Genomic DNA, 17,745 nt, shown 5'->3' on the forward strand with positions numbered 1-17,745 from the left:
CTTCAACTCAGTCTAACATTCTCAGTGGATAATCAGCTTCTTAACTTCTACAGAATTCATTACCTGTACCTTTACAAAATAGATCCCCGGAGAAAGCCAGCTTAAATCTACCTTTTTCACTTTTTCAACACTGAGGTTCCAGCTAAACTCCATGATCCTTGAACCAACCGTACCGAATATTGTAATAGTTCCATCTCCGGAATTTAAACCACAATAAACAGAAAGATCGCCGGTGGAAGGATTCGGATAAAGAACCAATCCTCCGAGCGATGGACCTTCATTCATGCCGTATGTGGGATTATTAAACGTGTTCTTGATATTTGATTTGGTATTATTAATTGCTGCCATCACATAAGCACTCTGATCTACCCGTACCTGAGGATTGCAGGCATTGATCACTGCATCCACGCGGTATGCGTAGGTACCTGCCGGAGGATTCACATCTGTATAGGAGGTCAGGTTGGAAGGAACGGTAGTCAGGTAAGACCAAATCTGAGTATTCGCGTTATATCGGAAAATGTCATAGGAAGAGAACTCTCTTCCCTCGTAATGATCCCAGATAAGATTATATACGTTTCCGATCCCCTGGTTCACGTTCAGGTGTATCGTTTTGTGTTCATTACTCCATAAAGCTTCCTGATTGCAATCATTTACAGCAGCAATTTTATATCTCCATGAACGCACATCCGCATCAGAAACCGGATCAGTCCACAAACTCAGGCTGTCATAATCCACAAATCCTACGAGATAATATAATCCGCTTTGCGAACTCTCTTTATAAATATTGTATCCGGAAATATCAGTGGCATTCATATCCTTCTCCCAAACCACCTGGTTCGTCCCGGTTAATGTATCCACCGTAACCATACATAGAGACTGAGTAGCAGGGGCATCCTTCGTAATCTGATACATCCCGATTCCCTGACATCCGTTACTTCCGGTGACCACCACGCTATACATACCCAAGCCTACGTTCAGCAAGTCCTGGGTTGTAGCACCGTTGCTCCAGAGATAGGTGAATGGAGTGGTACCATTAAGTACGCGTATATATACGGAACTGAGATTATTCAAACATCCAGTGCCGGTAATTGAATCCAGGACAACATCCGGGCCGTTGGTTTCATTGATAATGGCCGCTGCCTGGTAAATGCACCCGTTATTGTCAACAACTGTAACTGTATATATTCCTGAGGCAAGAAAATTCACCGAAGGAGTATTGGCGCTGGTAGACCAAACATAATTATAGGGGCCAGTTGAACCATTCACATTCGCAATCGCAACACCGTTATTCATATTACAATCGGCATCGCTCGTAACAACTGTCACAATAACTTCCGGTGGCTGAGATACATCAATACTGCGGGCAGCCACACATCCGTTCACATCCGTAACAATTACTTCATGAGGACCTGCCACAAGATTATTCACATCCTGAGTATTAGCACCATTTGACCATTGATACGTGAACGGCGCATTTCCACCAATCAGGTTAATGTCGATGGCGCCGTTTGATCCCCCAAAACATGTCACATCCAAAACTGTATTCACCAGAAGCGTGGGTGCCTGCAGGTCGCTGACCGTAGCTATTGCAAAATTTGAACAACCGTTCACATCCGTGATATTCACAACGTAGATCCCTGAAGAAAGGCTATCAGCAAGGAAGGTGGTATTACCGTTGGACCATTCGTACAGGTAAGGACTCTGGCCTCCGTTTGCAATCGCGATGGCCGTTCCGTTGTTTTGTCCGCAACCGGAACTCACCGAATTGGTTGTAATGTCTATGTATGAAGGAGGAATAATAATGGACTCTTCAGTCTCATCTGAATACCCGCATCCATTGATCACTTTCATTTTTACCGTATATGTTCCGGCATTCTGGTACGCATGGGAAACAGGCACCAGCGTATTGTTTGTAACAAGAGTTCCGGAACCATCGCCAAAATCCCATATATAGGTTGATCCGCCGACGGCATAAAAATCAACCGGTTTTCCCTGACATTTAGGAGTGGTATTGTCAAAGAAAAAATCCGATTCCGGCTGATGCGCATTAGTGATATTATAGTCCGTTGAATCGGTAAATGAAAGTCCACAGCTATTTGTGTATGTCATTTTTGCTGAATGCGTGCCGGTTGTTGTAAACACGTGCTTTGCATAGAGGTATGTAGTGTTGTTTACCCGGATTGATTGTGTTGCCGTGTAAGGAGTAACATTGTCAATCAGCCATGTTACAACGGATGAATCCCCGGCCGGTCCAAACACCAAAAGCACTGTATCTCCGGGACAGGCATTGTTCTCCGGGACCACCATCATCCCATACTCATTTGGATTAGGCTGAATTCCTGAGGTGCTTACATAAATATTGAACGTTGCGGAAGCGGTTTGTCCGCAGCCGTTTGTGGCCGTTAGTGTAACCGTGTAAGTTCCCGGCAGGGCATACTGATGAGAGCCTTCTCGCGTATTTGAATAGTTTCCATCCCCAAAATCCCAGGAGTACATTTGCGGGTCATCGCCATTGCCAACTATATACATCAGCCCTTCACCCTGACAAACGGAGTCCATAATCCAGATATTTCCCGGAATAATAGCGGGCATACTCGTAACAATATTCAGCGTATCTGACGTAGTGATCGTTGACCCGCATGAATTAGCAACAGTAAGTGTCACCGTGTAAGTTCCCGGGTTAGAATAACTGTGAGAAGGAGTAGCGTTAGTAGAAGTAGTCTGGTCGCCAAAATCCCAGAAATACGTTGGGTAATGACGGTCCGCAAAAAAATCAATGCTTTGACCGACGCAAGATGGCGAAAAGTGAATGTTTATGTACGGAACCTGGGAAAACGTTGCGTTCGTAACGATCTTCACCGTATCGTAAAGAGTACGCGAGTCACCGCATCCATTCACTAAGGTGACCGAAACCGGATACATTCCCGGCAAAACATAAGTATGCTCATCATCGGTAGTACTGTAATTTCCATCTCCGAAATCAATATAGAATGAGGTAAATGTTTTGGTAATATAAAAATGCACAACATCCCCCGGGCAAGCGGAATCTTCCTCAACGCTGAAATAATTGGTACTAAAAGGAATCGTATTGTTTCCAATATTCACCACTCCTATGCTGGTGTCAATGCCACAGTTGGAATTCACAATTGCCATTACATTAAAATTTCCCTGACTTTGATATGTATGCTCCGTAGACATATGTGAACCATACAACGTGTTGTCGCCATCGCCATAGTACCAATCAATATCATTGACCATCAAATTCCCGGTCTGTCCCAGCTGAAGGCTGGCCACATCTCCCAGGCATAAACTATCCGGGTCAATAGTCAGCAGTGGAAGGACCCCCTGAGAATTAATGTAAACCACTGCTGAACCCAGGTAGTTGCTGTTCATCCAGGCTTGCATGTTCACCCAATGTACTCCAGGTTGTGCGTACACGTGGGATGGGTTCTGAAGATTCGATGTAGGTGATCCGTCGCCGAAATCCCAATACCATTGATTTGCCCCGGGTCCGGAGTAAGAAAAATTCACTGAAAAGGGGTAACATCCCTGTGTGCTGCTCGCATTTATACTTACTTGTGCCCGTACATGAGAAAGGATAAAAAGAAATGCAAAAATCAGAAGAGCTCTTTTCATAGATTACGTTTTATGCCTGACCCGTAGGTCCGCCGAAGTTCATAGGTATTGGACCGGAGAATTCCGCCTCACGGATCTGACCATGAGCGGATTCATACTTAGTAATATTGTCTTTCAGAGCACGCAGAAGGCGTTTGGCATGCTGCGGCGTAAGTAATATTCTGCTTTTTACTTTCGCCTTTGGTACGCCCGGCATCATTTTTATGAAATCAATAACGAACTCAGCCGGGCTATGAGTGATAATAGCAAGGTTGGAATATGTTCCTTCCGCAACCTCCTCGGACAGCTCTATATTCAGCTGGTTGGCATTTTGGTTTTGATTTTGCTCTTCCATAGTAATAAGTGTGGAGTTAAAGGTATTACAATTCAGGTCAATTAAAAAGCCCCGGAGATTACCCGGGGCTTTGACTATTCATTGAAAGGTTAGGCCTCTTCCTCGATTTCTGCTTCTTTCTTCGCAGCCATGAGGCGCTCGTACTCCTCTTTCGAACCAACGATGAACTTCTCGTATTCTCTCAGCCCCGTTCCAGCAGGAATCAGGTGTCCGACAATTACGTTCTCCTTCAAGCCACTGAGGTCGTCGATCTTTCCGCTCACCGCGGCCTCGTTGAGCACCTTGGTGGTTTCCTGGAAGGATGCCGCAGAGATCCAGCTGTTGGTCTGGAGTGAAGCGCGGGTGATACCCTGAAGAATCTGGTTAGCAGTAGCAGGACGGGCATCGCGCGCATCCACTGCCTTTTTATCTTTCCTCTTCAGAGTAGAATTTTCATCACGCATTCTGCGGGAGGAAATAATCATACCCGCTTTTAACTCCTCAGAATCGCCGCCGTCGAGAACTACTTTCATTCCATAGATACGGTCGTTCTCATCCATGAAGTCTGCTTTATTCACCAATTGCTTCTCGAGCAACATGGTATCGCCGGGATCATGAATCTCCACCTTTCTCATCATCTGACGTACGATCACTTCAAAATGCTTGTCGTTGATTTTTACGCCCTGCAAGCGATAGACTTCCTGAATCTCATTTACAAGGTATTCCTGCACTGCAGTAGGTCCTTTGATTCCAAGAATATCCCCTGGAGAAATGGCGCCGTCGGACAATTGTTCGCCAGCCTTGATAAAGTCGTTCTCCTGAACAAGAATATGCTTTGATAGCGGAACCAGGTAACGGCGCTGTTCGCCGGTTTTTGACTCTACCACTACTTCCCTGTTACCGCGCTTAATCTTTCCGAATGTAACCACACCGTCAATCTCCGAAACCACCGCAGGATTACTGGGGTTTCTTGCTTCGAAGAGTTCAGTTACACGCGGCAGACCTCCGGTGATATCACCGGTTTTGCCAGTAGAGCGCGGAATCTTCACCAGAATGGTTCCACCCTCAATTTTATCGTCGCTGTTCACCACGATATGAGCACCCACGGGAATGTTATAGGTTTTCACCTGGTCCTTTCCCGAAACTACCCTGATCGCAGGATTCTTTGTCTTATCCTTCGACTCAATAATTACTTTTTCGCGGAATCCCGTTTGTTCGTCTGACTCCTCGCGGAATGTTATTCCCTCTTCCACATTTTCGAATTCCACCTTTCCGGCAAACTCAGAAATGATTACCGCATTGTATGGATCCCAGTCGCAAATCAGGGAACCTTTCTTCACGCTTACACCGGGCTGGATATACAGCTGGGCACCGTAGGGAATATTTCCGGTGGTAAGAACCGCCTTCGTATTCGGATCAATAATCCTCATTTCGGAAGAACGACCGAGAACCACTTTTACCTTTCCGCCGTCGGTATTTTTGCGGTCCACCGTACGGAGTTCATCAATTTCCAGGATACCATCGTACTTGGCTTCGATTTTGGACGCAGCGGCAATATTTGATGCAGTACCTCCAACGTGGAAAGTACGCAGTGTAAGCTGCGTTCCGGGTTCCCCGATAGACTGAGCTGCAATAACGCCTACCGCCTCTCCCTTCTGCACCATGTGTCCGGATGCCAGGTTACGTCCATAACATTTCGCGCACACACCCATCCGCGATTCACACGTAAGCACGGAACGTATCTCCACATTTTCGATGGGAGATTCGGAAATTTCCTTGGCATATTCCTCTGTAATGGACATTCCGGACTCGATGATAATCTTTCCGGAGATCGGATGTATCACATCGTGAACGGAAGTACGTCCGAGGATTCGGTCGTACAACGATTCCACTATTTCATCATTGTTTTTAAGTGCGGAGGCGAGAATACCACGTAGTGTTCCGCAGTCTTCACTTGTGATGATCACATCCTGCGCTACATCCACAAGGCGGCGGGTCAGGTAACCGGCGTCTGCTGTTTTAAGAGCAGTATCGGCCAACCCTTTACGTGCACCGTGGGTAGAGATGAAGTACTCAAGAATTGAAAGACCTTCCCGGAAATTGGAGATGATCGGGTTTTCAATAATTTCTCCTCCGGAAGCACCGGCTTTCGACGGCTTCGCCATCAGTCCGCGCATTCCACTGAGCTGCTTAATCTGTTCTTTAGAACCCCGTGCTCCGGAATCCAGCATCATATAAACCGGATTGAATCCCTGCCGGTCGTTACTGAGGGTATCGAGTACCTGCTTTGTAACGCGGGAGTTAGTATGCGTCCAAATATCGATAATCTGATTGTAACGTTCATTGTTGGTAATGAATCCCATGTTATAGTTATTCATCACTTCATCCACCTGCTGATAGGCCTGAGAGATCAGATCCTCTTTAGCGCCCGGAGTAACGATATCAGCCAGGTTGAAGGAAAGACCTCCGCGGAAGGCAGTGCGGAATCCGAGATCCTTGATATTATCAAGGAAATGGGAAGTAACCTCCATGTTTGTCTTCTTCATGATTGCGCCGATGATATCGCGCAACGATTTCTTTGTCAGAAGTTCATTGATATACCCAACCGTCTTCGGTACTACCTGGTTGAAAAGCACCCGACCCACCGTGGTCTCAATTACTTTGGTTACAAGTTTATCTTCTGCCTCCTCAAAGTTATTGATCTTCACTTTGATGATCGCATGAAGATCCACCTGCTTTTCATTGTAGGCAATAATCACTTCCTCGGCGGAATAGAAAATACGGCCCTCACCCTTCACAACATGACTTTGTTCGGATTGGCGTGCCTTCGTAAGATAATAGAGTCCAAGCACCATGTCCTGTGATGGAACGGTAATAGGCGCTCCATTGGCAGGATTCAGGATATTATGCGAAGCAAGCATAAGGAGTTTTGCTTCCAGGATGGCGGCATTACCCAGCGGAACGTGAACGGCCATCTGGTCACCATCGAAGTCCGCATTAAATGCTGTACAAACCAGTGGGTGAAGCTGGATCGCTTTTCCTTCGATCAGTTTCGGCTGGAATGCCTGAATTCCCAGGCGGTGCAATGTGGGAGCGCGGTTCAGCAGAACCGGATGTCCTTTCAATACATTTTCAAGAATATCCCACACCACCGGTTCTTTGCGGTCAACAATCTTCTTTGCGGATTTGACCGTCTTCACAATTCCCCTCTCAATAAGTTTGCGGATGATAAACGGCTTGAATAATTCTGCGGCCATTTCTTTGGGAAGACCGCACTCATGCAGTTTCATTTCAGGACCTACAACAATTACGGAACGGGCGGAATAGTCTACACGTTTTCCAAGCAGGTTCTGGCGAAAGCGTCCCTGTTTCCCTTTCAGGGAATCAGAAAGCGATTTCAGTGCCCTGTTTGCTTCCGTTTTAACCGCATTGGATTTGCGGGAATTATCGAACAGTGAGTCTACCGACTCCTGAAGCATTCTTTTTTCATTGCGGAGAATCACATCCGGCGCTTTAATTTCAATCAGGCGCTTCAGTCGGTTGTTTCGTATGATTACACGGCGATAAAGATCGTTCAGATCCGAAGTGGCAAAACGTCCGCCATCCAACGGAACCAATGGCCGGAGTTCCGGCGGAATCACCGGAACCACTTTAATGATCATCCACTCCGGACGATTTTCCACATGGGTGTTTGCATTACGGAAGCCCTCCACCACTTGCAGGCGCTTGAGGGCTTCGTTTTTACGCTGCTGTGAGGTTTCAGTACTTGCTTTGTGACGCAATTCGTAGGAAAGTTCATCCAGCTTGGCGCGAGAGAGAAGCATCTCCAGGGCTTCAGCGCCCATCTTTGCGATAAATTTATTCGGATCCTCATCGTCCAGATACTGGTTCTCCTTGGGCAATGTCTCCAGAAGATTCAGGTATTCCTCTTCGGTTAGGAAATCCATTGTCTTTAATCCATCCGCACCCTTGATTCCCGGATTAATCACCACATATCTTTCATAGTAAATAATCATGTCAAGCTTCTTGGTAGGAAGACCTAACAGGTATCCGATTTTGTTGGGAAGTGAACGGAAATACCAGATGTGGGCTACAGGAACCACAAGATTAATGTGTCCCATGCGTTCCCGGCGAACCTTCTTTTCGGTTACCTCTACTCCGCAACGATCACAGACAATTCCCTTGTAACGGATACGCTTATACTTACCGCAGTGACATTCCCAGTCTTTCACGGGTCCGAAAATTCGCTCACAAAACAACCCGTCACGCTCCGGTTTATAGGTCCGGTAGTTGATGGTCTCAGGTTTTAGCACTTCCCCGCTGGATCTTTCCAGAATATGTTCAGGTGACGCAAGACTGATTACGATCTTGGAGAAATTGCTTTTCAGTTTTTGATCTCTTTTCAGAGCCATGTCCTGTTTTATTTAAAGGATGAGTATTATTTCTTTATGCTTAGTCCATATTCACATTCAATCCGAGTCCTCTCAATTCATGCAGAAGTACATTGAACGATTCGGGAATTCCGGGAGTCGGGAGGTTTTCGCCTTTGACAATACTTTCGTACGCCTTAGCCCTTCCCACCACATCATCTGACTTCACAGTGAGAATCTCCTGGAGGATGTTAGCCGCACCGAATGCTTCGAGCGCCCACACTTCCATTTCTCCGAAACGCTGTCCGCCGAACTGTGCTTTTCCGCCCAGTGGCTGCTGTGTGATCAGTGAGTAGGGGCCGATGGAACGGGCATGCATTTTATCGTCCACCATGTGACCCAACTTCATCATATAGATAATTCCCACCGTGGCCGGCTGATCGAAACGCTCACCGGTTCCGCCGTCGTAGAGGTAAGTTTGTCCGAATCGCGGCACCCCTGCTTCGTCCGTATGCTTATTGATCTCATCAACGGTCGCTCCGTCGAAGATCGGCGTAGCGAATTTCATTCCAAGCTTCTGTCCCGCCCAGCCAAGCACTGTTTCATAGATCTGACCAAGATTCATACGGGAAGGTACACCCAGCGGATTAAGTACAATATCCACCGGAGTTCCGTCGGCGAGGAACGGCATATCTTCATCACGAACGATCCGGGCCACAATACCCTTGTTTCCGTGACGACCAGCCATTTTGTCTCCCACCTTCAGCTTACGTTTTTTGGCGATATAAACCTTTGCCAGCTGAACAATACCGGCAGGCAATTCATCTCCAACGGTGGCCGCAAATTTCTTGCGCTTGTATACACCGTATATGTCGTTGTACTTGATATTAAAATTATGCAGGAGAACTTTGATCTGATCATTTACGTCCTTATCCGTGGTCCACTTAGTTGGATTAATGATCTGGTAATCCAATTTCTCCAACAGCTTTTGTGTGAACTTTGTTCCTTTCGGTATCACCTCTTCTCTCAGGTTATTAAACACACCCTGACAGGTTTTGCCGTTAACGAGCGAGAATAGCTTGGTAACCAGTGAATCCTTCACATCTGAAGAAGTCTCATTAAACTCCTTGTCAAGCTTTTCAAGGATGATTTTCTCATCGGCCTTCGCCTTTTTATCCTTAATTGCGCGGGCAAACAGTTTCTTGTCGATAACCACGCCGCGGATAGAAGGGGGTACTTTCAGGGACGCATCTTTTACATCACCTGCCTTATCGCCGAAAATGGCGCGAAGAAGTTTTTCTTCCGGAGAAGGATCGGTTTCTCCTTTGGGAGTGATTTTTCCAATCAGGATATCTCCTTCCTTCACTTCCGCTCCCACGCGGATCATTCCGTTCTCGTCTAGGTCCTTCGTTGCATCTTCGCTCACGTTAGGAATATCTGCCGTAAGTTCCTCCATTCCGCGCTTGGTTTCGCGTACTTCAAGCACATACTCGTCGATGTGAATGGAAGTGAAGATATCATCTCTTACCACCCGCTCCGAGATCACGATTGCATCCTCGAAATTATATCCCTTCCATGGCATGAATGCCACTTTAAGATTTCGTCCAAGTGCGAGCTCTCCGGACTGTGTGGCATAGCCTTCACAAAGAACCTGACCCTCTTTCACCTTCTCCCCTTTCTTCACGATGGGCTTCAGGTTTACGTGTGTATTCTGGTTTGTCTTCCGGAACTTGACAAGTTTATAGGACTTAACATCATCGTCGAAGCTAAGCAGTCTTTCCTCTTCACTTCGGTTATAGCGGATAACAATTTCGTTAGCATCCACATATTCCACCACTCCATCACCTTCCGCATTAATAAGTACACGGGAGTCGCGCGCCACGAGGCCTTCGAGTCCGGTTCCAACGATAGGCGACTCCGGCTTCATGAGCGGTACTGCCTGGCGCTGCATATTAGAACCCATCAGTGCGCGGTTGGCGTCATCGTGCTCCAGGAATGGGATGAGTGAAGCGGCAATGGATGCGATTTGATTTGGTGCAACATCCATGTAGTTTACTTTTCCGGGTTCCACAACAGGGAAGTCACCTTCATAGCGCGTTTTCACCTTAGTGTTATGGAAATTCCCTTTGTCGTCTACCGCTTCATTGGCCTGCGCCATGATCTTTTGATCTTCTTCCTCCGCACTGAGGTAGATCACATTCTTATCTACATCCACCTTTCCGCCTGTTACGGTCTTGTATGGAGTTTCGATGAAGCCCAGTTTGTTGATTTTCGCATATACGCAGAGAGAGGAGATCAGTCCGATATTGGGTCCTTCCGGTGTCTCAATGGTACATAAGCGGCCATAGTGTGTATAGTGCACGTCGCGCACTTCGAATCCTGCACGCTCCCTGGAAAGACCTCCGGGACCAAGGGCCGACAAACGGCGCTTATGCGTGATTTCAGAAAGCGGATTGGTCTGATCCATGAACTGGCTTAGCTGATTCGTTCCGAAGAAGGAATTAATCACAGAGCTCAGTGTTTTCGCGTTAATAAGGTCGGTTGGGGTGAACACTTCGTTATCTCTGACGTTCATCCGCTCGCGGATGGTTCGCGCCATACGTGCCAATCCGACTCCGAACTGAGAATAGAGCTGCTCACCCACTGTACGCACCCTGCGATTGGAAAGGTGGTCAATATCATCCACATCCGCCTTTGAGTTATACAATTCAATCAGGTACTTGATGATGGCGATAATATCATCCTTTGACAGCACTTTCACATCGGAGGGAATATTCAGTCCCAGCTTTTTATTAATCCGGTAACGCCCAACTTCTCCAAGATCATATCTCTTATCCGAGAAGAAAAGTTTGTCGATTATTCCGCGAGCAGTTTCTTCATCCGGGGGTTCTGCGTTACGCAGCAGGCGATAGATATGTTCTACCGCTTCCTTTTCGCTGTTTGAAGTATCTTTCTGAAGGGTATTATAAATGATGGCGTAATCATTGGAATCCACATCTTCCTTGTGCAGGATTATAGACTGAACGTTGGCGTCAACAATGATATCGATGTGCTGATCTTCGAGGCGTGATTCACGCTCAATGATTACCTCATTACGCTGAATAGAAACCACTTCGCCGGTATCTTCATCCACAAAGTCCTCGGTCCATGATTTCAGTACCCGGGCTGCGAGAATACGTCCGACATATTTCTTTAGTCCTGCCTTGCTAACCTTTACTTCATCTGCCAGTCCGAAAATCTCCAGGATCTGCTTATCGCTCTCAAAACCGATGGCACGGAGCAGGGTTGTCACAGGAAGTTTCTTTTTCCTGTCGATATAAGCATACATTACCTGGTTAATATCCGTTGCAAATTCGATCCATGATCCTTTGAACGGGATAACCCTGGCAGAATAGAGTTTAGTACCGTTTGCGTGGCGGCTTTGACCAAAGAAGACACCCGGTGAACGGTGAAGCTGGGAAACCACTACACGCTCCGCTCCATTTATCACGAAGGTTCCCTTTGGAGTCATGTATGGAATAGTTCCAAGGTAGACATCCTGAACGATGGTTTCAAAATCTTCGTGTTCCGGGTCGGTACAGTAAAGTTTCAGTTTTGCTTTGAGGGGTACACTGTAGGTAAGTCCTCTTTCCAGACACTCGTCAATGGTGTACCTGGGAGGGTCAATGAAATAATCCAGAAACTCCAGAACGAAGTTATTCCGTGCATCGGAGATCGGGAAGTTTTCACTGAATACCCTAAAAAGGCCCTCATTCTGACGGTTTTCAGGAGTAGTTTCCAGCTGGAAAAAGTCGCGGAACGACTTAAGCTGGATATCTAAAAAGTCCGGATAATCGAGGAGTGATTTGGTTTTAGCGAAGTTAACTCGCTGGATTTTCTTCATCTGTGCCAAGGCGAACTATACTTTAAATTGTTAAATCAAAATTCCGAACCAATGGATCCTGCACCGGATGCGGGACCAACAAACGGGTGAAGCCCATGGTCCGGCTTTCGTCGGACCACAGGCATAACCCGGTTAACTGATGAAGTGATTACTTAATCTCAACCTCAGCTCCTGCTTCTGTAAGTTGCGTTTTGATCTGCTCGGCAGTTGCTTTATCAACGCCTTCCTTCACGGGCTTGGGAGCGCCGTCAACAAGATCTTTTGCTTCTTTCAGACCCAGGCCGGTAAGATCCTTCACGATCTTTACAACGCCGAGTTTGGCATTACCTCCACTCTTAAGAATCACATCGAAAGTGGTTTTTTCCGCAGCGGCGGCTCCGCCACCTCCAGCTCCTCCTGCGGCTACAGCAACTGCAGCTGCTGCAGGTTCGATGCCATACTCATCCTTAAGGATTTTTGCGAGTTCATTTACCTCTTTTACAGTAAGGTTCACCAACTGATCTGCGAGGGATTTTACGTCTGCCATTTTATTTGATTTTTAGAATTGTTTGTGTTTGTTGTTGATTATTTCTTATTCGGGTCTTTCGGATAAAGTTTTTACCACACCGGCCAGTTTGTGCTTCCCTGAAGACAGGGCGGAGATCACATTCTTAGCAGGTGACTGCAGTAATCCAATGATATCCCCGATCAATTCATTCTTTGATTTGATCGCGCTCAGGAATTCGAGTTGCGCATCGCCGAGGTAAACAGTTTCCTCAACAAACGCCCCTTTAAGAACAGGTTTGTCGTTCTTTTGTCTGAATTCCTTGATCAGCTTTGCAGGCTCACTTCCGCTCTGACTGAACATCACAGCGGTATTTCCTTTCAAAGCGGGGAACAGCGGTGAATAATCCTTGCCTTCGGAGGCTTCCATGGCCTTTTCCAGCAGCGTATTTTTCACCACTATCATCTTGATTTTACGGTCAAAACACATCCTGCGCAGCGCGCTGGTTTTTTCAGCGGATAGCGCGGAGGTGTCGGCGAGGTAGAAGTTGGCATTGCTCGCCAACTGCGACTTCAGATCATCGATCACCCGGTTTTTGTCCTCTTTATTCATGATGAAGGGTTAACGGATTAATTTTTACTGTATCAGCTTAAACACCCAGTGAGCGAACATCAATCTGTATGCTGGGGCTCATAGTACCCGACATATAGACACTTCTTACATATTCACCCTTGGCGGAAGACGGTTTAAGCTTTATGATGGTTTGTAACAGCTCGTTGGCATTGTCAGCGATCTTTTGTGCATCAAATGATGCCTTACCCACTGACGACATGATAATTCCCTGCTTATCGACTTTAAAGTCGATGCTACCGGCCTTTTTCTCCTTCACTGCCTTTCCCACCTCCATAGTTACCGTACCGGTTTTAGGGTTTGGCATAAGGCCCCGCGGACCAAGAACCTTTCCAAGGGCCCCCACCTTTCCCATAACACTGGGAAGCGTGATGATCACGTCCACATCTGTCCAGCCGCCCTTGATCTTATCAATATACTCATCCAATCCCACAAAGTCAGCTCCGGCTGCTTTCGCTTCCGCTTCTTTGTCGGGCGTGCAGAGAACAAGCACTGACACTGACTTTCCAAGGCCATGAGGAAGCGCCACGGTTCCGCGCACCATCTGATTCGCCTTCTTGGGATCAACCCCCAGACGGACGCTCAGATCCACCGACGAATCGAATTTGGTGGTTACAATGTCCTTTAGGATTTTCGCCGCATCCGACAAATTGTACGCCTTACCCTGATCGAATTTCGAGAGGGCCTTTTTTCTGTTTTTGCTAAGCTTTGTCATATTAAATGTTTTTCGATGTGCCAGCGGCCCGGTTCATTCACCCGGCCTCCATCGGATTAAACAGTATTTACTTTTTCAGCGGAGAAGGGCCTTCTACGTTGAGTCCTAGACTACGCGCGGTTCCCGCCACCATACTCATTGCAGACTCAATGGTAAAGCAATTAAGGTCCGACATTTTTCCTTCAGCGATCTTTTTAACCTGATCCCAGGTAACGCTTCCCACCTTTTTACGGTTAGATTCCGCAGATCCTTTCTGGATCTTGGCCGCCTCAATAAGCGACACGGCCACCGGGGGCTTTTTCAGAATGAACTCGAATGACTTATCGGTGTAAACCGTAATGATCACCGGAACAACTTTACCGCCCTGATCCTGGGTTCTGGCATTGAACTGCTTACAGAACTCCATAATATTGACACCCTTCGCACCGAGTGCAGGACCAATGGGAGGAGCCGGATTAGCAGCACCGCCTTTGATCTGCAGTTTAATGAGGGCACTTACTTCTTTTGCCATTTTTCCTTTAGTTTAAAGTCTGAAAGTCTGAAACCAGCCTGATTGTCCTTCAAGACAGGCAGGGGCTGAAAGTTTTGTTGGGAAGCACAACTTCAACTTTTCCAGTTTCAACTTTGCGACTACAGTTACTCTTTTTCTACCTCCATGAAGCCAAGTTCCAGCGGCTGTTTTCTGCCAAAGATCTTGACCATCACCTTTAGTTTCTTTTTTTCTTCATTTATCTCCTCTATCACTCCGGAGAAACTATTAAAAGGACCATTAATCACTTTCACGTTTTCCCCAACCACAAAATGATTCACCAGTGTTTCCTCCGATTCTGCCAGCTCATCTACCTTTCCCAGAATGCGGTTAATCTCTGTTGTTCTCATCGGAACCGGTTCGCCCCCTTTGGTTTCGCCCAGAAAGCCTAACACGCCAGAGGTGTTTCTGATCACGTGCGGCACCTCACCTACCAAAGCTGCTTCAATGAGGATATAGCCACCGTAGAAGGGACGCTCCTTGCTGGTTTTCTTTCCGTTTCTGATCTGAATGATCTTTTCAGTAGGGATCAGGATCTGGGAAACGAAATCCTTAAGCCCGTTCCTGTTAATTTCCACTTCCAGGTACTGCTTCACCTTTTTCTCCTTACCGGAAATAGCACGTATCACGTACCACTTCTTTACGGCTGCCTGCTGTTGTTTCTCCGCCATCTCCCCTACCTATTTAAAAAATCCATAAATAAATTCCAGAACATATTTCAGTCCGAGATCTACAACCCATATCACGGCTGCAATGATAAGCGACGCAATAAGTACGATCACAGCACTATCCTGAAGTTCCTTCCAGGTAGGCCAGGAAACCTTATTAACCAGCTCATTTCTGGTTTCTTCAATGTATGTTTTGATCTTACTCATTCCTGTTACTCTGTTTCAACACCTCGGTTACTTTGCACGGGTGCCTGGATTCGAACCAAGATCAACGGTTTTGGAGACCGCTATTCTACCCTTGAACTACACCCGTAATCCTGGTCGCCGGAAGATGAAGGGTGGGAGAACCCGAAAGATTCTCCCTGCCTTTTCCTCCTTACTTAATGATCTCAACTACCTGGCCTGCACCAACAGTTCTGCCGCCCTCGCGGATTGCGAAGCGAAGTCCTTTGTCCATAGCCACCGGTACGATCAGTTTTACGCTGATTGTAACGTTATCGCCGGGCATTACCATTTCGCGTCCCTCGGGAAGGGTGATCTCTCCGGTTACGTCTGTGGTACGCAGATAAAACTGCGGACGGTACTGATTGTGGAACGGCGTATGACGGCCGCCCTCTTCTTTCTTCAGCACGTAAACCTCCGCCTTGAATTCAGTATGCGGAGTGATGCTTCCCGGCTTTGCAATTACCATTCCTCTCCAAATATCCTTTTTATCAATACCCCGAAGGAGCAAACCCACATTGTCGCCGGCTTCTCCACGATCAAGGAGTTTGCGGAACATTTCCACACCGGTAACAACTGTTTTTACACGCTCTTCGCGCATTCCAACAAGTTCAACTTCCTCATTCACATTCACCACACCTGTTTCAATTCGGCCGGTAGCTACTGTACCGCGACCTGTGATGGAGAACACATCTTCCACCGGCATCAGGAAAGGCTTGTCTACCTGACGTGGTGGAACCGGAACCCACTCGTCCACCTGCTCCATAAGCTTTTCAACAGTGGGAACCCATTTTGCATCCTTATTGAGTGCTCCGAGTGCAGAACCCCGGATGATAGGCGTTTTTGTTCCGTCAAATTCGTAGAAACTCAGAAGATCACGAATCTCCATCTCCACCAGATCCAGAAGTTCAGGATCATCCACCATATCCACTTTATTCATAAACACCACAATCTTGGGAACACCCACCTGACGCGCCAACAGGATGTGTTCGCGGGGCTGGGGCATAGGGCCGTCCGTAGCGGCGACCACCAGAATCGCACCATCCATCTGAGCAGCACCTGTTACCATGTTCTTTACATAATCCGCGTGACCAGGACAGTCAACGTGCGCATAGTGGCGCTTGTCTGTCTGGTACTCCACATGCGAGGTATTAATCGTAATTCCTCTTTCCTTTTCCTCAGGAGCATTGTCAATTGAAGAAAAGTCCCTCACTTCAGCCAGACCTTTAGAGGCAAGAACTGTTGTGATGGCAGCAGTAAGAGTAGTTTTACCATGGTCAACGTGACCGATCGTTCCAATGTTAACGTGCGGTTTGTTACGTACGAATTGTTCTTTTGCCATTGTTATTCTGTTGTTTGATTAATTGGTTGTTTAACTTTCAAAATCTATTTTATTCATTCATTGCAATCATTTGAGCCAGTGACGGGAGTTGAACCCGTGACCTCGTCCTTACCAAGGACGCACTCTAACCAACTGAGCTACACCGGCTGGTGAGAGATGGAGCGGAAGACGGGGCTCGAACCCGCCACCCTCAGCTTGGAAGGCTGATGCTCTACCAAATGAGCTACTTCCGCTTATGATTCTAGCACACTCTTCATGATCAACACAAAGCATGTGGGGAGAGAAGGATTCGAACCTTCGAAGTCAGAAGACAACGGATTTACAGTCCGTCCCAGTTGGCCACTTTGGTATCTCCCCTTCGGCAAACTATGCACTGAGCCGGAGAAGGGACTCGAACCCCCGACCAGCTGATTACAAATCAGCTGCTCTACCAGCTGAGCTACTCCGGCCTGAATCCAGCAACCACCACTATTTCGAAGAACTACAAACCTCTTTTCAGAGGTAAAAATGATACCCCCCTGAAAAAAGGACTGCAAACTTACAAACTATTTGAGTTTCAGCAAAAAAATGTCTTATTTTTTTGCTTCCTGAGACACCCGGCAGGCCCAGGTTTTCCGGTATGGCAGAATGCGGTGCTTATAGTTGCCTTTGCTTCTCTTTGTGCCTTTTGGTTTGCGCTTTCAACGCAGAAACCGCCTGGTCCACTGCCTCCTCAAAGGTCTTGCATTGTCGCTTGGCGAAAAGATCATTCCCGGGAATACTGAGCCGGATCTCCGCTATTTTATTATCCGAAGTGCTTGATTTATCGAGCTTTAGAGTAATGTCAGCACTTATAATCTGATCGTAAAAGGTATCCAGCTTTTTCACCTTTTCCTCAATAAATGCAGTGAGTTTTCGGTCTGCATCGAAGTGTACACTCTGAATGTTGATATTCATAGGTTTTTGATTAAATT

12 protein-coding genes and 5 tRNA genes are annotated in these 17,745 nt (G+C 46.9%); all 17 read right to left on the reverse strand.

Annotated features, from left to right (window positions below; all coding sequences use genetic code 11):
• Nucleotides 1–21 precede the first annotated feature (21 nt).
• The 17 genes from IT233_06035 to raiA all read right to left on the reverse strand — a co-directional run bounded on the left by IT233_06035 (nucleotide 22) and on the right by raiA (nucleotide 17,728).
• On the reverse strand, nucleotides 22–3,636 hold the full coding sequence (locus IT233_06035; GenBank protein MCC7302184.1) for a PKD domain-containing protein: 3,615 nt from the start codon (nucleotides 3,634–3,636) through the stop codon (nucleotides 22–24).
• 10 nt (nucleotides 3,637–3,646) lie between these two features.
• Nucleotides 3,647–3,970 (reverse strand): DUF3467 domain-containing protein, encoded by a 324-nt coding sequence (locus IT233_06040; GenBank protein ID MCC7302185.1) that lies wholly within the window; start codon nucleotides 3,968–3,970, stop codon nucleotides 3,647–3,649.
• An 89-nt stretch (nucleotides 3,971–4,059) separates the two neighbouring features.
• Entirely contained in the window at nucleotides 4,060–8,361 is a 4,302-nt protein-coding gene (gene rpoC, locus IT233_06045; protein ID MCC7302186.1) for a DNA-directed RNA polymerase subunit beta', read from the reverse strand.
• Between the two features lie 40 nt (nucleotides 8,362–8,401).
• A complete protein-coding gene (gene rpoB, locus IT233_06050; GenBank protein ID MCC7302187.1) occupies nucleotides 8,402–12,202 on the reverse strand; it encodes a DNA-directed RNA polymerase subunit beta in 3,801 nt (1,266 codons plus the stop codon).
• Between the two features lie 148 nt (nucleotides 12,203–12,350).
• Nucleotides 12,351–12,728, reverse strand: a complete 378-nt coding sequence (gene rplL / locus IT233_06055) for a 50S ribosomal protein L7/L12 (protein ID MCC7302188.1) — start codon at nucleotides 12,726–12,728, stop codon at nucleotides 12,351–12,353.
• A gap of 45 nt (nucleotides 12,729–12,773) precedes the next feature.
• Nucleotides 12,774–13,298 carry a 50S ribosomal protein L10 gene (locus tag IT233_06060; protein MCC7302189.1) on the reverse strand — a complete coding sequence of 175 codons (525 nt, stop codon included), beginning with the start codon at nucleotides 13,296–13,298 and terminating at the stop codon, nucleotides 12,774–12,776.
• Between the two features lie 37 nt (nucleotides 13,299–13,335).
• Nucleotides 13,336–14,031: a 50S ribosomal protein L1 gene (locus tag IT233_06065; protein MCC7302190.1), complete on the reverse strand. Its 696-nt coding sequence runs from the start codon at nucleotides 14,029–14,031 to the stop codon at nucleotides 13,336–13,338.
• A gap of 67 nt (nucleotides 14,032–14,098) precedes the next feature.
• Nucleotides 14,099–14,542 carry a 50S ribosomal protein L11 gene (gene rplK / locus IT233_06070; protein ID MCC7302191.1) on the reverse strand — a complete coding sequence of 148 codons (444 nt, stop codon included), beginning with the start codon at nucleotides 14,540–14,542 and terminating at the stop codon, nucleotides 14,099–14,101.
• A gap of 125 nt (nucleotides 14,543–14,667) precedes the next feature.
• Nucleotides 14,668–15,231 carry a transcription termination/antitermination factor NusG gene (gene nusG / locus IT233_06075; protein ID MCC7302192.1) on the reverse strand — a complete coding sequence of 188 codons (564 nt, stop codon included), beginning with the start codon at nucleotides 15,229–15,231 and terminating at the stop codon, nucleotides 14,668–14,670.
• A gap of 9 nt (nucleotides 15,232–15,240) precedes the next feature.
• Entirely contained in the window at nucleotides 15,241–15,435 is a 195-nt protein-coding gene (gene secE / locus IT233_06080; GenBank protein MCC7302193.1) for a preprotein translocase subunit SecE, read from the reverse strand.
• Between the two features lie 35 nt (nucleotides 15,436–15,470).
• Nucleotides 15,471–15,541: transfer RNA gene (locus tag IT233_06085), tRNA-Trp, on the reverse strand.
• 63 nt (nucleotides 15,542–15,604) lie between these two features.
• Nucleotides 15,605–16,792: an elongation factor Tu gene (gene tuf / locus IT233_06090; GenBank protein MCC7302194.1), complete on the reverse strand. Its 1,188-nt coding sequence runs from the start codon at nucleotides 16,790–16,792 to the stop codon at nucleotides 15,605–15,607.
• A gap of 73 nt (nucleotides 16,793–16,865) precedes the next feature.
• A tRNA-Thr gene (locus IT233_06095) sits at nucleotides 16,866–16,939 on the reverse strand.
• Nucleotides 16,940–16,949: 10 nt separating this feature from the next.
• A tRNA-Gly gene (locus IT233_06100) sits at nucleotides 16,950–17,025 on the reverse strand.
• A 41-nt stretch (nucleotides 17,026–17,066) separates the two neighbouring features.
• Nucleotides 17,067–17,149 (reverse strand) — tRNA-Tyr (locus IT233_06105).
• A 19-nt stretch (nucleotides 17,150–17,168) separates the two neighbouring features.
• Nucleotides 17,169–17,241 (reverse strand) — tRNA-Thr (locus tag IT233_06110).
• A gap of 187 nt (nucleotides 17,242–17,428) precedes the next feature.
• Nucleotides 17,429–17,728 (reverse strand): ribosome-associated translation inhibitor RaiA, encoded by a 300-nt coding sequence (raiA, locus tag IT233_06115; GenBank protein ID MCC7302195.1) that lies wholly within the window; start codon nucleotides 17,726–17,728, stop codon nucleotides 17,429–17,431.
• Nucleotides 17,729–17,745: the final 17 nt, after the last annotated feature.

It is taken from the genome of Bacteroidia bacterium, from assembly GCA_020852255.1.
Taxonomy (GTDB): domain Bacteria; phylum Bacteroidota; class Bacteroidia; order JADZBD01; family JADZBD01; genus JADZBD01.

Excerpts from the sequence above, each read along its gene's own strand:
- IT233_06035 (MCC7302184.1), bottom strand. The coding sequence starts at position 3,636 with ATGAAAAGAGCTCTTCTGATTTTTGCATTTCTTTTTATCCTTTCTCAT.
- IT233_06040 (MCC7302185.1), bottom strand. The coding sequence starts at position 3,970 with ATGGAAGAGCAAAATCAAAACCAAAATGCCAACCAGCTGAATATAGAG.
- raiA (MCC7302195.1), bottom strand. The coding sequence starts at position 17,728 with ATGAATATCAACATTCAGAGTGTACACTTCGATGCAGACCGAAAACTC.
- rplL (MCC7302188.1), bottom strand. The coding sequence starts at position 12,728 with ATGGCAGACGTAAAATCCCTCGCAGATCAGTTGGTGAACCTTACTGTA.
- rplK (MCC7302191.1), bottom strand. The coding sequence starts at position 14,542 with ATGGCAAAAGAAGTAAGTGCCCTCATTAAACTGCAGATCAAAGGCGGT.
- rpoC (MCC7302186.1), bottom strand. The coding sequence starts at position 8,361 with ATGGCTCTGAAAAGAGATCAAAAACTGAAAAGCAATTTCTCCAAGATC.
- rpoB (MCC7302187.1), bottom strand. The coding sequence starts at position 12,202 with ATGAAGAAAATCCAGCGAGTTAACTTCGCTAAAACCAAATCACTCCTC.
- secE (MCC7302193.1), bottom strand. The coding sequence starts at position 15,435 with ATGAGTAAGATCAAAACATACATTGAAGAAACCAGAAATGAGCTGGTT.
- tuf (MCC7302194.1), bottom strand. The coding sequence starts at position 16,792 with ATGGCAAAAGAACAATTCGTACGTAACAAACCGCACGTTAACATTGGA.
- IT233_06065 (MCC7302190.1), bottom strand. The coding sequence starts at position 14,031 with ATGACAAAGCTTAGCAAAAACAGAAAAAAGGCCCTCTCGAAATTCGAT.
- IT233_06060 (MCC7302189.1), bottom strand. The coding sequence starts at position 13,298 with ATGAATAAAGAGGACAAAAACCGGGTGATCGATGATCTGAAGTCGCAG.
- nusG (MCC7302192.1), bottom strand. The coding sequence starts at position 15,231 with ATGGCGGAGAAACAACAGCAGGCAGCCGTAAAGAAGTGGTACGTGATA.